Here is a 14,883-nt window from a genome sequence, read left to right as displayed (position 1 = left end):
CCAGCACAAAGAGAACACACCCATGACGATCAAGATCGAAAAGAAGATCAAGGGCTACCAGGTCGTCAAGCCCGAAGACAAGGCCGCCCCGGTCGCCGCCGCGCAGCCTGAAAAGAAGGCCGAGCCACGCCAGGCCGAAATCATCCAGATGCACGAGTCCGTCGAGCGCCCCGAGGCGCTGATCGGCTCCACCTTCAAGATCAAGTCGCCGCTGTTCGAGCACGCGCTGTACGTCACCATCAACGACATCGTGCTCAACCAGGGCACGCCGCATGAAATGCGCCGCCCCTTCGAGGTCTTCATCAACTCGAAGAACATGGACCACTTCCAGTGGATCGTCGCGCTCACCCGCATCATCTCCGCCGTGTTCCGCAAGGGCGGCGACGTGACCTTCCTGGTGGAGGAGATGAAGGCGGTGTTCGATCCGCGCGGTGGGTACTTCAAGGCCGGTGGCGTCTATATGCCGAGCATCGTGGCCGAGATCGGGGCGGTGATCGAGCAGCATATGAAGAACATCGGGCTCATCCATGATCCGGAGATGGATGAGGCGCAGAAGAAGCTGGTGGCCGAGAAGCGGGCCGCGTATGAGGCGGCTGCGGCGGGGAAGAAGGCGGCTGAGGCTGCCTCAAACACTGAGAGCAATGCCAGTGGGTTTCCGCCGGGGGCGACGTTGTGCGCCAAGTGCAATACGCAGGCGCTGGTGCTGATGGATGGGTGTCAGACTTGTTTGAATTGTGGGTATAGCAAGTGCGGGTGAGATAGCTTCCGCGAAGCAAGCGAGGCGGCAGTAATGCCGCCTTTTTTGTACACGCTGGTTGGTTAACAACCTAATTGCACATCAAGAGGGACTTTGAAATGGCTAGGTGTACAGCGCCAGTACGTGGACATAGCTCAGCGGCGGCGGCCGCAGCCTGTCCGGCATGCCGTTACCGAAGTAGCGGCTATGGTGGTAGGTCATATTCGGACTACTCGTACCCATCACACACTTCTTTTGGAGGCGGTAGCGGTGGCCGTAGCGGCAGCGGCGGGTCCAGCAGCGCAAGGCCGCGCTGGTCGCGAGCTGGTTCGTCTGTGTCTTACACGGTCGCCCAGGTGCAGGCGCTCACGCCCATCCGCCGCACATTCGAGAACCGAGCGACGTTGCCTGACCTCCGGGACGTCTTCCTTTGCCATGCTTGGGATGACCGGCAGGGCGCCGCGAAGGAACTACACGATTTGCTTGTGGCGCGCGGGGTCTCTGTTTGGTTCAGCGAGAAGGACGTTCTTCTGGGCCTACCCTTGATGCGCGCAATCGACAAGGGCTTGGCAAACTCGAAAATCGGCCTCGTGCTGGTGACTCCAGCCCTGCTGCGCCGCCTGCCTCAGGAGGGCATCGCCGACAAAGAGCTTTCGGCGTTGCTAGCGCGAGATCAGCTCGTTCCCGTCGTGCACAACACGACCTATGAGGCTCTTCGCGACGTCAGCCCGCTCCTTGGCTCGCGCAGCGGTCTAAGTACCGCAGAAGAATCAATGGCGGAGATTGCTGCGAAGCTCGCGGAGCTCGTGTCCCTTAATCTAAGCGAATGACTGTGCGCCATTAGTGAGCCTTGAGCGTAAGGAGTCCTCGTTACGAAAACTGGGAGCAAAGAAAAAAGTCGGATTGCTTCCAAAACGAGTTGCGCTCTGGCCCCCGTTATTTGTCTTCTTAATAAAGAGGGGAACTATGGATCACGAGATCCAGAAGCCGAGGCTATTCATAAGCCACGCGACTAGCGATGGTGAATTTGCAAACGCAGTGAAGGCGGAGATTGAGAAGGTCTTCGCAAACGGGGTTAGTGTTTTCTGCACTAGCTCCCCGGGTCCATGCCCGCGGGGACCGATTGGCTTACCGACATAGAAGACAAGCTCAACTCCGCTCAAGCTGTAATCGCTATCGTCACGGCAATAAAAGGGGACATGGCTAATTAAATGTGGGCCTCGGCCACTGTAGTTAATTTGCCACGTCCCCTTTTTTTGGGACCGGAGTACGCTTTTAAAAGCTCGACTGACCGCCGTTTTCGCTTTTTGTCGCACTCAGAGGATGGACAGGGGGACAAATATGCATCCGGATCACCTCCGCTATGCCAAGTACACGGGGCGCGCGCGTCTAGCCAAGGCGATCAACTCTCTCCTGGGAATCGTGGAGGGGATTGCGATAGACGGGCTGATCAATGGAACTGAGCTTGATTACCTGGACCTCTGGCTAGCAGAGCACCGGGAGCTGCGAGACCGACACCCGTTCAATGAGCTGGTCCCCGCCGTTATGTCCGCAATGGCGGGCCGAGTTCTCTCCCAAGAGGAACGGGAGGACATCGTTTGGTTGTGCGGTCGCCTGCGCTCGGAAGAGTTTTTCGACCGGGTAAGCGCTGACCTTCAGCGGCTCCATGCGGTTCTTGGTGGCGTCATCGCTGATGCCCGCATTTCGGAAGCTGAGCTGCGAGGCCTGTCTGATTGGATGGAACAGCGCCAGCATCTGAGATCCTGCTGGCCGTTCGATGAAATTGGCAGCCTGATCACTGCGGTTCTTGCCGACGGGAAGATCGACGAATTGGAGCACAAGACGCTGTTGTCATTCTTTTCTGAGTTCGTTGCACTGCAGGATGGGCGGACGATTACTAGTGCCCCGATATGCCAGGAAGGGTCGATCGTTGGACTCTGCGCAGTGAACCCCGAGATCGTTTTCGAGGGCCACGGGTTCTGCTTCACCGGGGCCTCGGCGCGTATGTCCCGCGCACAGCTTGAAGCGAAAGTGACTTCGCTAGGTGGCAAGACCTACGCATCTCCCTCGAAGAAGGTGAACTACCTTGTGATCGGGTCCGAAGGTAACCCCTGCTGGGCGTATGCATGCTACGGACGCAAGGTCGAGAAAGCGGTTGAGCTAAGGAAGGCAGGTGTTCGGGTGGCGATTGTTCACGAGGTCGACTTCCACGACGCCGCTCTCGACTATGCGTGAATAAAGGCGAAAGCCGGGTTCAGAGTGCACTTTTAAAAAGTCGACTCTGACCCTTGTTTTGGGCTGCCCCAATTACGCGCCGTTAGGCCAGTTGTTGCTCTCTGATCGTAACCGGTTCGAGGTAAAGGGGACGTGGCAAATTAAATGGAACAAACGGGACGTGGTGTCCGAGAGAGAGCAAGGTAAAAGGGGACGTGGCAAATTAAATGGGACGAACGGGACGTGGTGTCCGAGAGAGAGCAGACCTAGCCAGATCCCGTTTCCCCGGTCCCATCACCTCATGGCCTCCAGAGGGAATGGAGCGAATTAACCGCGAAGCTTCTGTCCCCTGCCCAGCATTTCGACGAACTGGGCGATCTTCCTGGCCCGGGTGTCCGCCTTCTCGACTAACGAGGTCAGAGCTCCTTCTTAGGACCTGATGTTATCCCTTCGAGGCCCACGTCCGCGCGGTGCTCGCCAGCAACAGGAACAGCTAGCGGGGCTAGGTTCACTCTGCTGCCACGTTGGTAAGTATGAGTTGGCGTGCTAACTAGGTCAGGACCGCAGTGAAGTAAGTAAAACAGGGGGTTTTACGATGTCGAAGTATGTAGTGCACTATGAAATGAGGAAAGCGAATGCGTCCGCTTCGTTCTCGAAGACGGCGGAGTGCGAGACCGAGCACGCGGCGATCCGAATCGCGGAGGCACAGGGCCGAAAGGATAGGCCCGGGTACGACTTTAATTTAAAAAGGGTGGAGAAGAAATAAATGAAACTCCCCTATTTCAAATTAAAAGATGCCCTCGGTGAAGTGAGGGATGGGTTTGCTTTCGGCGATAAGAGCGATAAGCTTTCCTCTGTGTCGAAGCTGATCGGGAAGACGGCTGCAAATGTAGGAATGTTAGCGGTCGAGCTCGGTGTGGAAGCCGTTAAGCGGGCTCCTGAGGTGGCTGGCAAAATGGCCAAGGACAATCTCGACTCAAAAGAACATCTAATGACGCCAGAGCAGGTCGAGAAGCATCGAGAGATGATCCTGCGCGGTGAGGAAGCTGAGAGGAGGCGTTTGGAGAAGGAGCAGGCCGAGAGGGAAGTCGATGCCGGGTAGAATCCGGTAACGGGTGATCCGGAATGAAGTGGATTGGGGAATTAAGGCCGTCTTAATCCAATAAAGGGGAGGAGGGCATTACCGAAATATAGGGGACGTGCTAATTAAATGTGGGCTCCGGCCGCCTCGCCACAGTTAATTTGCCACGTCCCCTTTTGTTGTTTCAGCCAGATCCCGTTTCCCCGCGAACCCGTTTTCCCATGACCTCATGGCCTCCAGAGGGAATGGAGCGAATTAACCGCGAAGCTTCTGTCCCCTGCCCAGCATTTCGACGAACTGGGCGATCTTCCTGGCCCGGGTGTCCGCCTTCTTGACGTTCTGGATCCGGTACAGCACGGAAAATCGATTCTGGCTGTCGAGTGTCGCGAAGAACGCCTTGGCCTTCGCGTTGGCGTCGAGCGCCTGTTGGAAGTCGTCGGGGACGGTGGATCGGCTGCGGACGAGTACGCCGCTTCCCAGCGCCCGTCCTGCTTGGCCCGGTCGATCTCGCGGAGCCCCGCAGGGCGCATCCGTCCCGCCGCGATCAGGGCTTCGGCCTTGGCCGTGTTGATCCTGGACCAGGGGCTCCTGGCGGTCCTGGGCGTGAAACGTTGGAGCCAATGGTGCTCGCTCTCCGCCTGCTTCTGGCCGTCCACCCAGCCGTGACAAAGCGCGCTCTCCAGTGCCTCGGCATAGGACACGGTCGGTTGTGCGGCCGTCTTCTTGGCAAGGCGCAGCCACACCCCCGGGGCCGCACTTCCGTTGAGCTCAAGCCAGGCGTCCCACTCGGCTTGTGTCTTGAAGGTCAGGGCCGGATCAGTCATGGAGGGTTCCAAGGGCATGACGGGTGGGAGTTCGCACTCGTCCACGGCGTCAGGTTCACTTCTCTGGCCAATGGAAGCAAACCTGACCCCGTTCGGGTTCGGTATACGGGCAGGAGTCGGCGCAGGACGTTCCAAGGGACTGATCGCTAGCTAGCGGCGTCCGGCTCACCCACCGCAAGCTAGCTGGGGCGTGGTGGCCTATGGGCGGGGCGGATGAGAACACCCAGCTTTGGCCAGGCGACCGCGGCAGCCGCGCGCTACGCTACAGCGCCCCACGACGGTCCAGCCCGATGTTCGCCTCGCTACCCACACCGCTGCGCGTCCCGCTTGCCATGCTCTTGCTTGCCGCCAACACGGTGGCGCATGTGGCGGTGCTGTTCGCGCTCACCCTGGTCAAGCTCGTGTTGCCATGGCGCGGCGCGCGTGTGGCGCTGTCGCGTGCGCTGGTGGCGATCGCGGAGAGCTGGATCGGGGTCAACGGCGTGTTGTTCGATCTGTTCACGCGCACGCGCTGGCGGATCGAGGGGCTGGCGGGGCTGCGGCCGGACGGCAACTACCTGGTGCTGTGCAATCACCAGAGCTGGGTGGACATCCCCGTGCTGCAGAAGACCTTCAACCGCCGCATCCCGTTCCTGCGCTTCTTCCTCAAGAGCCAGTTGATCTGGGTGCCGCTGCTGGGGCCGGCGTGGTGGGCACTGGATTTCCCCTTCATGAAGCGTCACTCGCGCGAGCAGCTGGCCAGGCACCCCGAACTGGCCGGCAAGGATCGCGAGACCACCCGCCGCGCCTGCGAGAAGTTCCGCCACATGCCGGTGTCGGTGATGAACTTCGTCGAGGGCACGCGGTTCACCCGCGCCAAGCACGCGGCGCAGGGTTCTCCCTACCGCCATCTGCTGCGTCCGCGCGCCGGCGGCGTGGCCTTCGTGCTCGACGCGATGGGCGAGGGCCTGCACGCCATCCTGGACGTCACTCTCGTCTATGCCGGCGGCGCCGGCTCGATGATGGACCTGATCGCCGGCCGCATCCGCGACATCCGTGTGCTGGTGCGCCAGCGTCCCATCGAGCCGGCCCTGCGCGGCGACTACGGGAACGACCCTGCCTTCCGCGAGCGCTTCCAGGCCTGGATCAACGCGGTGTGGGCGCAAAAGGATGCCGACGTGGAGCGACTGCTGGAAGGCTGAGAGCTGACGGCGGAACAACGGGGTCAGAGCCCCTTTTCTAAGCTCGCATTAGCTAACAGGGTCAGGCTCACTTTATTTGGGGGAGCAGCCTCTGTCCGCACTTTTCACTGAAATGGATCCTCACCGGTTGCTTCGGGGGCCAAAGGCCTTGTGTTGATGTCGAGCGGCTTGCGAACAAAACAGGGGCAGAGTGGACTTTCAAAGCCGACGCTGACCCCTGTTTTCGTGTCCTCACGGACGTACGTGGATGACCGTCTTCCCGCGGCTCCGCTTGGTCGAATTGAACGCGGCGATGGCATCGTCGAGGGTCGCGTTGCTGCCGATGTTCGTCCGCAGCCGGCCGTCGCGCACGCGCTGGACGATCTCGTTCAATTGCGCGCGGTCGGCCTCGACGACGAAGTCGATCGCCTTGCCATCGCGGGGCGGGACTTCGACCGGGCCGACCGCGGACACCAGCGTTCCCCCGGCGCTCACGAGCTCCGCGGAGCGCTTGCCGATGTCCCCGCCGATGACGTCGAACACCAGGTCGACCGCGCCGATGTCTCCCAGCGTGTCGTTGTCCAGGTCGACAAACTCGTGCGCGCCGAAGTCGAGCGCCTTCTGGCGGTCGGCAGCGCGCCCACTGCCGATGACGTAGGCGCCAGCTTCGCGTGCGAGTTGCGTCACCATCGTGCCGACGGCTCCCGCCGCACCGTGCGCGAGGACGCGCTGGCCCGACTTGAGGCGCCCGTGCTGGAACAGGCCTTGCCATGCGGTCAGTCCCGAGATCGGCAGGCTCGCCCCCATCGTGAAGTCGACATCGTCCGGCAGCGGTGCAAGGTTGCGGGCCTCGATCGCCACGTACTCCGCCAGGGTGCCGTCGCGATACCAGTCCGCCAGACCGAGCACCCGCTGTCCCACCGACAGTCCTGTCGTGCCGTAGCCGAGCGCGGTGACCACCCCGGCCACCTCGTGGCCGGGGATCGACGGCGTTCGATCACGGCCGCGGCGATCGGTCCAGGTCGAGGGCCACTCCAGCTCGGTCCCTACCCATCCAGAGGCGTGGATGCGTACGATGACGTCGTTTATGGCTGCCGTGGGTTCGGGTCGTTCGGACAGTTTCATCCCGGCCTTTCCGGCCGCCTGATCGGTCACGGTGATGGCTTTCATTGAGGTGTTCTCCTCCGCAATGGCAGGGGCGGCGTTGGAGCCCCTTCCTGGCCGGTGCTGCTGAACCTGATCCCTTGCCCACAGCAGGGAGCAGTCAGGACAGCCCACTCTGACCCTGTTTTCTTTAAGTCATGGCGATGAGTTGATGGGCCAGGCGTGAAATGAGGCTCGCCTGAAGCCAGCCCTGTTCCCGTGCCAGCCACCCGTTGCGAGGGCGTGCAGCCCCATCCCTTATGCTCGAGCGCTCCCGTTTGCGCCGGCCGCCTTCATGCATCCGCTCTTCGAAGAACTTGCTTACTGCCCCACGCCGATCGGGCCGGTCAGCCTGCGCCATCGCATGGAGCTGGTGCTCAAGCGCGAGGTCTACGAGATCAAGCTCGGCGACGAGTACCTGATGTCCAGCCTGTTTACCGCGTCGGAGGAGGCGCTGGCGCGGCTCGGGCTGGCGGCGCTGGCAGGCGACACGCTCGACGTGGTGGTGGGCGGGCTGGGCCTGGGTTACACAGCGCGCACGGTGCTGGAGGACGCGCGCGTGGCCTCGCTGGCGGTGGTCGAGTATCTCGATCCGGTGATCGCCTGGCACCGCAGCGGGTTGTTGCCGCTGGGGCCGGCGCTGACCGGCGATCCGCGCTGCCGTTTCGTCCAGGACGACTTCTTTGCCCTCGCGGCGTCGAGCGGAGGTTTCGATCCGCAACGGCCGGCGCGAAAGTTCGACGCAATCCTGCTGGACATCGACCACTCGCCCGAAGCGCTGCTGGACGAACGCAGCAGCAGCTTCTACCGACCCGAGGGCCTGCAGGCGCTGAGCCGGCATCTCAAACCTGGCGGCATCTTCGGGCTGTGGTCCGACGAGCGTCCCGATCCCGCCTTCACCGGGCGGCTGGCCGGCGTGTTCGCCGAAGCCTGGGCCGAGCCGGTGACGTTCGACAATCCGCTGCTCGGCCAGCCCTTCACGCAGACTGTCTACCTGGCACGCGCGCGGCAATGAGGCGGGTCACGACACCGTCCAGTGGATACGAGGTCGGTGCGCAAGTGCGCGTGCATGGCTGGGCTCCCGGCAAGGAGGCGAGTGGCTCGGAGCGCGTCCGTCCTGCGGTACGCGGCGAGCCATGACGTCCCATCCACCCGGCGTATCGTGCCGCCACACGACACACGCAGAACTACAGAACTGGTCAGAGCCCCTTATAACAGTGCGCTCTCCTTTGCTGCGCATAGGCGCGTGAGTGCAAGAGCTCTTGTTGCGCAATGCCGGCGTTCTGCGCAGTTCGGCGGCGCCACAGAAATCGGCGACAAAGCGATTGAGCACGATGCTCAAAGAAGACCCACTGAGCGCTCACCTGCAGAGGGCGCGCTCGTTTCGGAAAGTCGGCTCAGAACCTTGTTGCCGGCGAGTAGACTGCCCCGACCACGCCGGCACTGAATGGCGTCGCGCTGAGGAGACGCAGGTCGGTCGGGCGGGAGAGGCCAGTGAACAGTGGCTGGCCCTCGCCCAAGACCACCGGATGGATTGCCAGCCGGTACTCGTCGACCAGGCCACTGGCGACCAGGCTGCGAGCGAACCGTACCCCGCCATGCGCCACCATCGGACCGCCCTGTTGCGCCTTGAGTCTGTGGATCTCCTCGATGAGGTCGCCGCTCGCCACCGTGGGTGCGGCCCACGACCTCAGGACTTCCTCGCTGGGCTCGATCCCTGGACGCCCTGCGGTGAGCGCGGCATCGGCATCGGCGGTCCGGTCCACCCGCGTACCGTCCTCAATACCAGTCCGGGAAAACACGACCTTGGGAAGCTCGTTCATCGATGCGGAGAAGGGCGTGTCCGAGTACGGCCAGAACGCAGCCATTTCGCGATAACTGCCACTGCCGATCAGATGCACCCCCGCACTTCGCAGCGTGTCCAGGACCCATGCCCTGGAATCGGGACTCGAGGATCGGAACACCCAGTCGAGCTCGCCGTTGGGGCCCGCGACGAAGCCGTCGAGCGAGATGGACATCTTGAGTACGAGCTTTCGTTGTGCCGCGTCGGAGTTGGTCATGGATTTCCTTGGATGAGCGGATAGTTGGGAGGAGCGCGGTGGATGGGCGCTGGTGAGAACGGGTGAGCCAGGTGAAAGCACGGCTTTCTAGCCAGTGCGTGGTAGCGACGAGTGACGATGATGGAGTTCGACACCTCGCATCATGCTGATTGGAGGTTCCCCTAAAAGGGACGGAGGGCATTAAAGCGGCATAATTCCCTCCCTCCCTTTTGCAAGAGCGCTCGGGGCGAAACAGCCTCCGTGAGCCATCGCTTCACTTACATCGTCGGATGGTCGGTGGTATACGGACGGTGGGTGAGGAACGGATGGTTCACTGCCGACTATCGCGCCGGCTGCCACAGGAGATGGAACATGGGTATGAAAGGAGCATTTTTTGTCGTGGGCCTCGCACTGCTTGCGCCTGTCGCATTCGCTCAGCAGCAGTCCACCAAGCCGCCGATGTCGACCAGCCAGCTACAGCAGTTGCAGAACGCGCAGCGGGAAGGCGCGCACAACGCGAAATCCATGGAATTCGCCAATCGCCAGGCGGACAGGGATGCGCTGGCCAACCTGGCCAAGCTGCGGGCCGGTCTGGCCCAGTCCTGGCAGCAGATGGGGCTGTCGCCCGAGGCAGCCCGGCGCGTCGCGGACAGCTACGACCCCGAGTTCGCCGCGCGGATGCATCACACCTCGCTGCGTGGCAAGACCGATGCGCAGGTTGCGGACATGCTGCGCAACGCCGTGGCGTCGAACCGCTTCCTGGTGGCCGACCAGCTCCTGATCGACTACCAGCGGCAGAAGCTCAGCCTGCGCGAGCTGGCAGCCGGCGACAAGAACGAATCGGTGAGCGGAAGGTAAGTTCATCCAGGGAGCAGGCGGTGTCCGCTCCCGTTTTCACGGTGGGAAACGTCATCTCTTTATTGCGGTGCGCTGTCTGATCTTTTGCGCATCGGCTGACCGCGACCCGCGCGTGACCTTTCGGTGCGCTTTCGGTACAACTCGTCGACAACGGAGTCTAAATCCTTTGGCGTCGCAGGCCTCATCGCCGGCAGCGCCGGCCATCGTGGGGAGGTTGGCAATGAACAGGAGATTTCTTGCCTTGGGGCTAACATTGCTTGCGCCGGCGGCATTTGCGCAAACAGCCGGGAAACTGGACCCGGGTTCGGAGAGCCAGGTCGCGCAGCAGCAGCAGATGTGGGACAGGCAACTGCAAAGTGCCGCACACAATACGGAGCAGGCGGAGCGCCAGGCCTGGCTAAGGTCGCTGGCCAACCTTGCCAAGCTTCGCATCAAGCTTGCCGAAGCATGGCAGGACATGGGTATGACGCGGCAGGGTGCGAAGCTGGTGGCCGACGCGTACGACCCCGAAGTGGCCGCGCGCATGCACCATGAACCGCTGCGCGGCAAGAGCGACCAGGAGGTCGCGGCGATGCTGCAGGCTGCCATCAGGGAAGAACATTTCCTGACGGCCGATCAGCTGCTGATCGATTACCAAAGGAACAAGCTCAACCTGGGTGCAAACCAGGCGCCCGCCGTGAACTGGTGAGCTGATAGGGTCCAGGCTGAAAAGCCAGCGGAGTCCCTTCGGCGGCCCCTTGCTGGGCGGAACCTGGGGGACCTCAGGAAACGAGGCACTCAAGTCCGTGCGCGCTCGATGCGCCTGACTCTTTCCACCAGAACGACAACGGCGGCGCGATCCGGATCGGATGGAAACAGGAGGGCCGTCCGGGAGGCTGTTGGAGTCCTTGGCTTGACCTTCACCCCTCGTCGTTCGTCCCCGCCGGTCCGCGGTTCATCACAGCGTCCCGTCAATCAGTCACTTGACTCGGGACGCGCGGCCCGGCGCGCCGCAGCATGGTTGCCCATCACCGGGTCGCCCACGATATCCACGCCCTGCGTGTCTCTCCGGCGCGGGCTTCCGGCGAAACCCCGGCCAAGCTCTTCAACGCGTTCCTGATTGTCACTTTGGGGAAACCGATGCCACTCGTCTTCGAACAAGGATTGCGCCTTACCTGGATCGTGCTTCTGGGCTACTGGCTGTGGGCCTCGCGAGGGGCCAAGCGCCCGACGATGCAGGAGCCCCTGACCGTGCGGCTGGTCGCCTACTGGCTGCCGTTGCTGGTCGCCGTGCTGCTGCTCGGCCCGGGTCCCTGGTTCGGCCATTCCCTGCTGCGGGAGCAGTTCGTGCCGCACAGCGTGCCCGTATACGCGACCGGTCTCGGGCTCGCTGTCGCCGGGGCGGCGCTGGCGATCTATGCGCGCGTACTCCTTGGGCGGAACTGGAGCGCCACGGTGCAGCTGAAGGACAGCCATGAGCTGGTCCAGAGCGGGCCGTATCGGCGGGTCCGACACCCGATCTATACGGGGCTGCTGCTGCTGTTCCTCGGCAACGCCGTCATGGTCGGCGACTGGCGCGGTTTGCTCGCCGTGGCCATCGTCTTCGTGTCGTTCTGGCGCAAGCTGCGGCTGGAGGAGAAGTGGCTCGGGCAGCACTTCGGCGCGGCCTACCAGACGTACCGGCAGCAGACCAAGGCGCTGATCCCGGCAGTTCTCTAGTCAGGACGCGTCACCGGGACCGCATGGCCTGCCGGCAAACGGACGCTCCGGCGTCCTCGTGGACGAACATGAACGACCGTCTTCTCCGCGTGGCTCAGCGTGGCGCCGGGCCACGAGGGAACGGGAAGGAACGGATCAACCGGCCCCAGGACCTTCGTCCTCGGGCCAATGCACCTCTGGCAAACACTCGAAGCCGGGGCGCGCGAACAGGTAGCCCTGGAAGAGGGTCACGCCCAGCGCTTGCAAAGCCTGCCACTCGCCCATCGTCTCTATGCCCTCGGCGATGACGGCGACGCCCAGTTCCTCGCACATGGCCAGGTTGTGGCGCACGATGCACCGGCGCACCGGATCCTGGTCGATACCCCGGATCAGGGCCATGTCGAGCTTGATCCAGTCCGGCCGGATGTCCGCCAGCAAAGCGAGGCCGGAATAGCCGGCACCGAAGTCGTCCAGCGCCGTGAGAAAGCCGTGCCGACGGTATTCGGAAACGATGCTGGCCAGGTGGCTGCGGTCGCGCGCCTGCTCGTGTTCGACGAACTCGAACATCAACCGCTCGGTGGGAAAGCCAACCCGGTTGGCGGTGGCGAGCGTCGCGCGCAGGCAGGTGGCGGCCTGATAGACCGCATTGGGCAGGAAGTTGATGCTCAGGCGGCAATCCACGCCCAGCCTCGCGGCAAGGGAGACCGCCTTGACCCGGCAAGCCTGGTCGAAGCGGTAGAGATTGTTTGCGTCCAGCTGCTCCAGCACGCCCGCCGCGCCGCTGCCGTCGAGGCCACGCACGAGTGCTTCGTAGGCGAACACCCGCCGCTGCCGTGGCTCCACGATGGGCTGCAATGCCATGCTGAAATCGAAGCCCAGCGCTTCGCCATCGCGGCATGCGCCGCAGCTTGAGGTGGGTTCCATGGATCGCGTCTCCCTGATGCGTCGGCCACTGTGTCCGAAGAAGCGTGCGATCAGGTGAATGCGACGGCCCTGAGCCGCTCGATGCCGGCGCGGCCGTGCAGGTCGTCTCCGGGCGGCCCGGCACGGCATGACCCCTTGATTCGGTCGCGGTCCGATAAGGGTTTTCGTCCAGCCGGTCCGCGGTGACCACGGCGGACGCCGTCGATGAGGTGCGGGTCATCGCGCGAAAGTAAGCGGGCGGGCTGAAGGTGCCGGGTCGGTTGCCCGGGCGCGATCAACCTCGCCCCTTTTGCGCTCTCGCTCGTTCGATTACGGTCCGGACGTCGCTACGCTGCGCGGATACCGACGCAGGTGATAGACTCGATGCACGTGGCCCGCGCCGAGCCAGCCGCCCAGTGCCGCGGCCAGCAGCCCGAGCAGCAGGCTGATGAAGGCCGTCCACATCGCCATCGCGGTGTAGTGCGCGGTCTTGTCGGCGGCGGCCTTGAGCTCGGCCTTGGCGGCGTCGACCTGGGGCGACAGGCTGCGCACGCTCTGCTCGGCGTCCGCCGGGGACATGCCCGTGGTGCCGGCGAGCACCGCGCTGGCGGTGTCGGGATGGTTGGCCAGCAGCGCGGTGCTGATCGAGGCAACTGCCGCCGGGTCGGCCGCGGCGTGCGCGCCGGCGCCCCCGGCGTTGATGATCCGCTGCGCGACCTGGCCGTGCAGGCGAACCATCGCGTCGCTGCTGGCGACCATGGCCTGGCTGTCGCCGCGGCCATGGTCGCCAGATGTACCGATGCCTGCCGCGGCGCCGCCGAGCATGGCGCCGCCGGCCGCCGCGCCGGACAGGCCGAGCGCCAGCAGCAGGCCGCTCATCACGATCGCCAGTCCCCACACCGTGACCCCGTGCATGCAGCCGACGGTGGCGTCGTCGCGGCCATCGAACCAGCTGGCGAACATGCCGCCGAGGAACAGCGACGCGATCCAGGTCAGCGCCACCCAGATCACGGTGCCGATGCCGATGCCCTTGGCGGTCGCCGCTGCATCGTTCGGGTCGAACATCTGGAACCCGAACGCGAGGCCGGCGACGTAAAGCACCAACGCGATGCCAGAGGCCACCATCCAGCCCGCGATCACCGCGCCCCAGCGCAGCGAGGGGTGCGCGTTCACATCCAGCACGGATGCCTGTTGCACTTCGATCGGAGTCATGTCCGTTCCTTGAGCGCGTTCGAGGGTGGCTGGCTTACGCGCAGCCGCGGAGTAGGCCGAAGATGATCAGGATCGGCAGCGGCACGCCCAGCAACCAGAGCAGGACATAGCCAATGCCGCCCCGCTGCGCGGCGCGCCAGCTGCGATAGGGATTGATGGAGAAATGCATGGGTCGCTCCCGGTGGAAAGGCAGCGAAGCGTTCAGCCCGCTGCCGACACGGCAACGCTGATCCCGGCGGCGTGGAAAGGTGGTGACGGATGCATCAGCGCCAGGTCAGCATTGCGCCACGCGGGCGGCAAACGCACGGTTCACGTCCCTGTTCCGACGTGCATTAAGGGGCGGCATCGACGCCGCGGAGCGCCGGCCATCGCCGGGAAGCGGCCGGCTCGCGCCGCGGCGCTTCGCCCGTTCGGTAGAATGACTGCTGGACCTCTCTCCGGCAGCTTTCCGATCGCCATGGATATCCGCGCATCGCACGCCGATGTTTCCTTCCGTGACGCCTTGCCGGGTGACGTCGCTGCGCTGCCGCCCGTGGCGCGGCGCATCTTCACCGAGACGTTCGGGGCCCGCTTCGCGGGTGCGGACTTCGATGCGTTCTGCAACGCCGCCTATGACCCTTTGGGAACGATGGCCCGTGACCTGGCCGACCCCTTTATCGGTTGGCGCATCGCCGAACAGGCGGGCGTGCCCGTCGGCTACGCCAAGCTCCGTTCGTGGTCGGGGTCGCCCGGCGAGGCGGGGGCCATGGAGTTGCAGCAGATCTACGTGCTTTCTGCCTGGCACGGCAAGGGCGTTGCCGAAACGCTCATGCATTGGGCGGTGGGCGAGGCGCTCGCGCGGGGCGCACCGTCGCTTTACCTGACGGTGTTCGACCACAACGAGCGCGCCAAGCGCTTCTATGCGCGGCACGGGTTTAGCGAAGTCGGGCACTGCGCGTTCCGGCTCGGCGACCAGGTGTACGACGACCGGGTGTGGCGCCGGCCGCTCGGCTGAAGACGCACCGCCAGGCCCCAGGCCCGCGACAGGCTTCGGGTC

Annotated in this window: 16 protein-coding genes; 10 read left to right on the top strand and 6 right to left on the bottom strand. The window is 63.7% G+C overall.

The annotated features are described in order from the left end of the window. Positions 1 to 22 precede the first annotated feature (22 nt). The 4 genes from BMZ38_RS13985 (at position 23) to BMZ38_RS13970 (ending at position 4,052) form a co-directional block, all read left to right on the top strand. Complete coding sequence (locus tag BMZ38_RS13985; RefSeq protein WP_091338910.1) at positions 23 to 757, top strand: TSCPD domain-containing protein; 735 nt, start codon at positions 23 to 25, stop codon at positions 755 to 757. Between the two features lie 314 nt (positions 758 to 1,071). After that, positions 1,072 to 1,566 carry a toll/interleukin-1 receptor domain-containing protein gene (locus BMZ38_RS13980; RefSeq protein ID WP_245747349.1) on the top strand — a complete coding sequence of 165 codons (495 nt, stop codon included), beginning with the start codon at positions 1,072 to 1,074 and terminating at the stop codon, positions 1,564 to 1,566. 511 nt (positions 1,567 to 2,077) lie between these two features. Further along, positions 2,078 to 2,971, top strand: coding sequence for a BRCT domain-containing protein (locus BMZ38_RS13975; RefSeq protein ID WP_091338904.1), 894 nt, complete (start codon positions 2,078 to 2,080; stop codon positions 2,969 to 2,971). 745 nt (positions 2,972 to 3,716) lie between these two features. Beyond that, entirely contained in the window at positions 3,717 to 4,052 is a 336-nt protein-coding gene (locus BMZ38_RS13970) for a hypothetical protein (protein ID WP_091338901.1), read from the top strand. Positions 4,053 to 4,286: 234 nt separating this feature from the next. Here BMZ38_RS13970 and BMZ38_RS17895 read toward each other — a convergent pair whose 3' ends face one another. Next, positions 4,287 to 4,652: a YdeI/OmpD-associated family protein gene (locus BMZ38_RS17895; protein WP_217638743.1), complete on the bottom strand. Its 366-nt coding sequence runs from the start codon at positions 4,650 to 4,652 to the stop codon at positions 4,287 to 4,289. Positions 4,653 to 5,145: 493 nt separating this feature from the next. On the opposite strand from BMZ38_RS17895, the gene BMZ38_RS13960 reads away from it, so the two are divergent. Next, positions 5,146 to 6,036: an acyltransferase gene (locus tag BMZ38_RS13960; protein WP_091338897.1), complete on the top strand. Its 891-nt coding sequence runs from the start codon at positions 5,146 to 5,148 to the stop codon at positions 6,034 to 6,036. A 231-nt stretch (positions 6,037 to 6,267) separates the two neighbouring features. Here BMZ38_RS13960 and BMZ38_RS13955 read toward each other — a convergent pair whose 3' ends face one another. Beyond that, positions 6,268 to 7,185, bottom strand: coding sequence for an NADP-dependent oxidoreductase (locus BMZ38_RS13955; RefSeq protein ID WP_091338893.1), 918 nt, complete (start codon positions 7,183 to 7,185; stop codon positions 6,268 to 6,270). Between the two features lie 268 nt (positions 7,186 to 7,453). On the opposite strand from BMZ38_RS13955, the gene BMZ38_RS13950 reads away from it, so the two are divergent. Further along, positions 7,454 to 8,173 (top strand): polyamine aminopropyltransferase, encoded by a 720-nt coding sequence (locus tag BMZ38_RS13950; protein ID WP_091338890.1) that lies wholly within the window; start codon positions 7,454 to 7,456, stop codon positions 8,171 to 8,173. Between the two features lie 382 nt (positions 8,174 to 8,555). On the opposite strand, the gene BMZ38_RS13945 is transcribed toward BMZ38_RS13950, so the two are convergent. Beyond that, positions 8,556 to 9,218 carry a dihydrofolate reductase family protein gene (locus BMZ38_RS13945; RefSeq protein WP_091338886.1) on the bottom strand — a complete coding sequence of 221 codons (663 nt, stop codon included), beginning with the start codon at positions 9,216 to 9,218 and terminating at the stop codon, positions 8,556 to 8,558. Positions 9,219 to 9,569: 351 nt separating this feature from the next. Between BMZ38_RS13945 and BMZ38_RS13940 the strand changes: the two genes are divergently transcribed. The 3 genes from BMZ38_RS13940 (at position 9,570) to BMZ38_RS13930 (ending at position 11,753) form a co-directional block, all read left to right on the top strand. Then, on the top strand, positions 9,570 to 10,055 hold the full coding sequence (locus BMZ38_RS13940) for a hypothetical protein (RefSeq protein WP_139202423.1): 486 nt from the start codon (positions 9,570 to 9,572) through the stop codon (positions 10,053 to 10,055). A 220-nt stretch (positions 10,056 to 10,275) separates the two neighbouring features. Next, the gene (locus BMZ38_RS13935) at positions 10,276 to 10,743 is read left to right on the top strand and encodes a hypothetical protein (protein ID WP_139202424.1); all 468 of its coding nucleotides are present in this window, start codon (positions 10,276 to 10,278) and stop codon (positions 10,741 to 10,743) included. Between the two features lie 308 nt (positions 10,744 to 11,051). Next, positions 11,052 to 11,753: a methyltransferase family protein gene (locus BMZ38_RS13930; protein WP_245747234.1), complete on the top strand. Its 702-nt coding sequence runs from the start codon at positions 11,052 to 11,054 to the stop codon at positions 11,751 to 11,753. 135 nt (positions 11,754 to 11,888) lie between these two features. Here the strand turns inward: BMZ38_RS13930 and BMZ38_RS13925 are convergent, their stop codons facing one another. From BMZ38_RS13925 to BMZ38_RS18080, 3 genes are all read right to left on the bottom strand, one after another. Next, positions 11,889 to 12,656: an EAL domain-containing protein gene (locus BMZ38_RS13925; RefSeq protein ID WP_091338874.1), complete on the bottom strand. Its 768-nt coding sequence runs from the start codon at positions 12,654 to 12,656 to the stop codon at positions 11,889 to 11,891. Positions 12,657 to 12,965: 309 nt separating this feature from the next. After that, positions 12,966 to 13,847, bottom strand: coding sequence for a hypothetical protein (locus tag BMZ38_RS13920; RefSeq protein ID WP_091338872.1), 882 nt, complete (start codon positions 13,845 to 13,847; stop codon positions 12,966 to 12,968). 34 nt (positions 13,848 to 13,881) lie between these two features. Next, positions 13,882 to 14,016, bottom strand: a complete 135-nt coding sequence (locus BMZ38_RS18080) for a hypothetical protein (protein WP_281243891.1) — start codon at positions 14,014 to 14,016, stop codon at positions 13,882 to 13,884. 288 nt (positions 14,017 to 14,304) lie between these two features. Here BMZ38_RS18080 and BMZ38_RS13915 point away from each other — a divergent pair, with 288 nt between their 5' ends. Continuing rightward, positions 14,305 to 14,841 carry a GNAT family N-acetyltransferase gene (locus tag BMZ38_RS13915; RefSeq protein WP_091338869.1) on the top strand — a complete coding sequence of 179 codons (537 nt, stop codon included), beginning with the start codon at positions 14,305 to 14,307 and terminating at the stop codon, positions 14,839 to 14,841. The last annotated feature ends 42 nt before the right edge of the window (positions 14,842 to 14,883 follow it).

This window comes from Frateuria terrea (genome assembly GCF_900115705.1).
GTDB lineage: Bacteria > Pseudomonadota > Gammaproteobacteria > Xanthomonadales > Rhodanobacteraceae > Frateuria_A > Frateuria_A terrea.
This window is presented reverse-complemented; position numbering and strand designations above follow the sequence as displayed.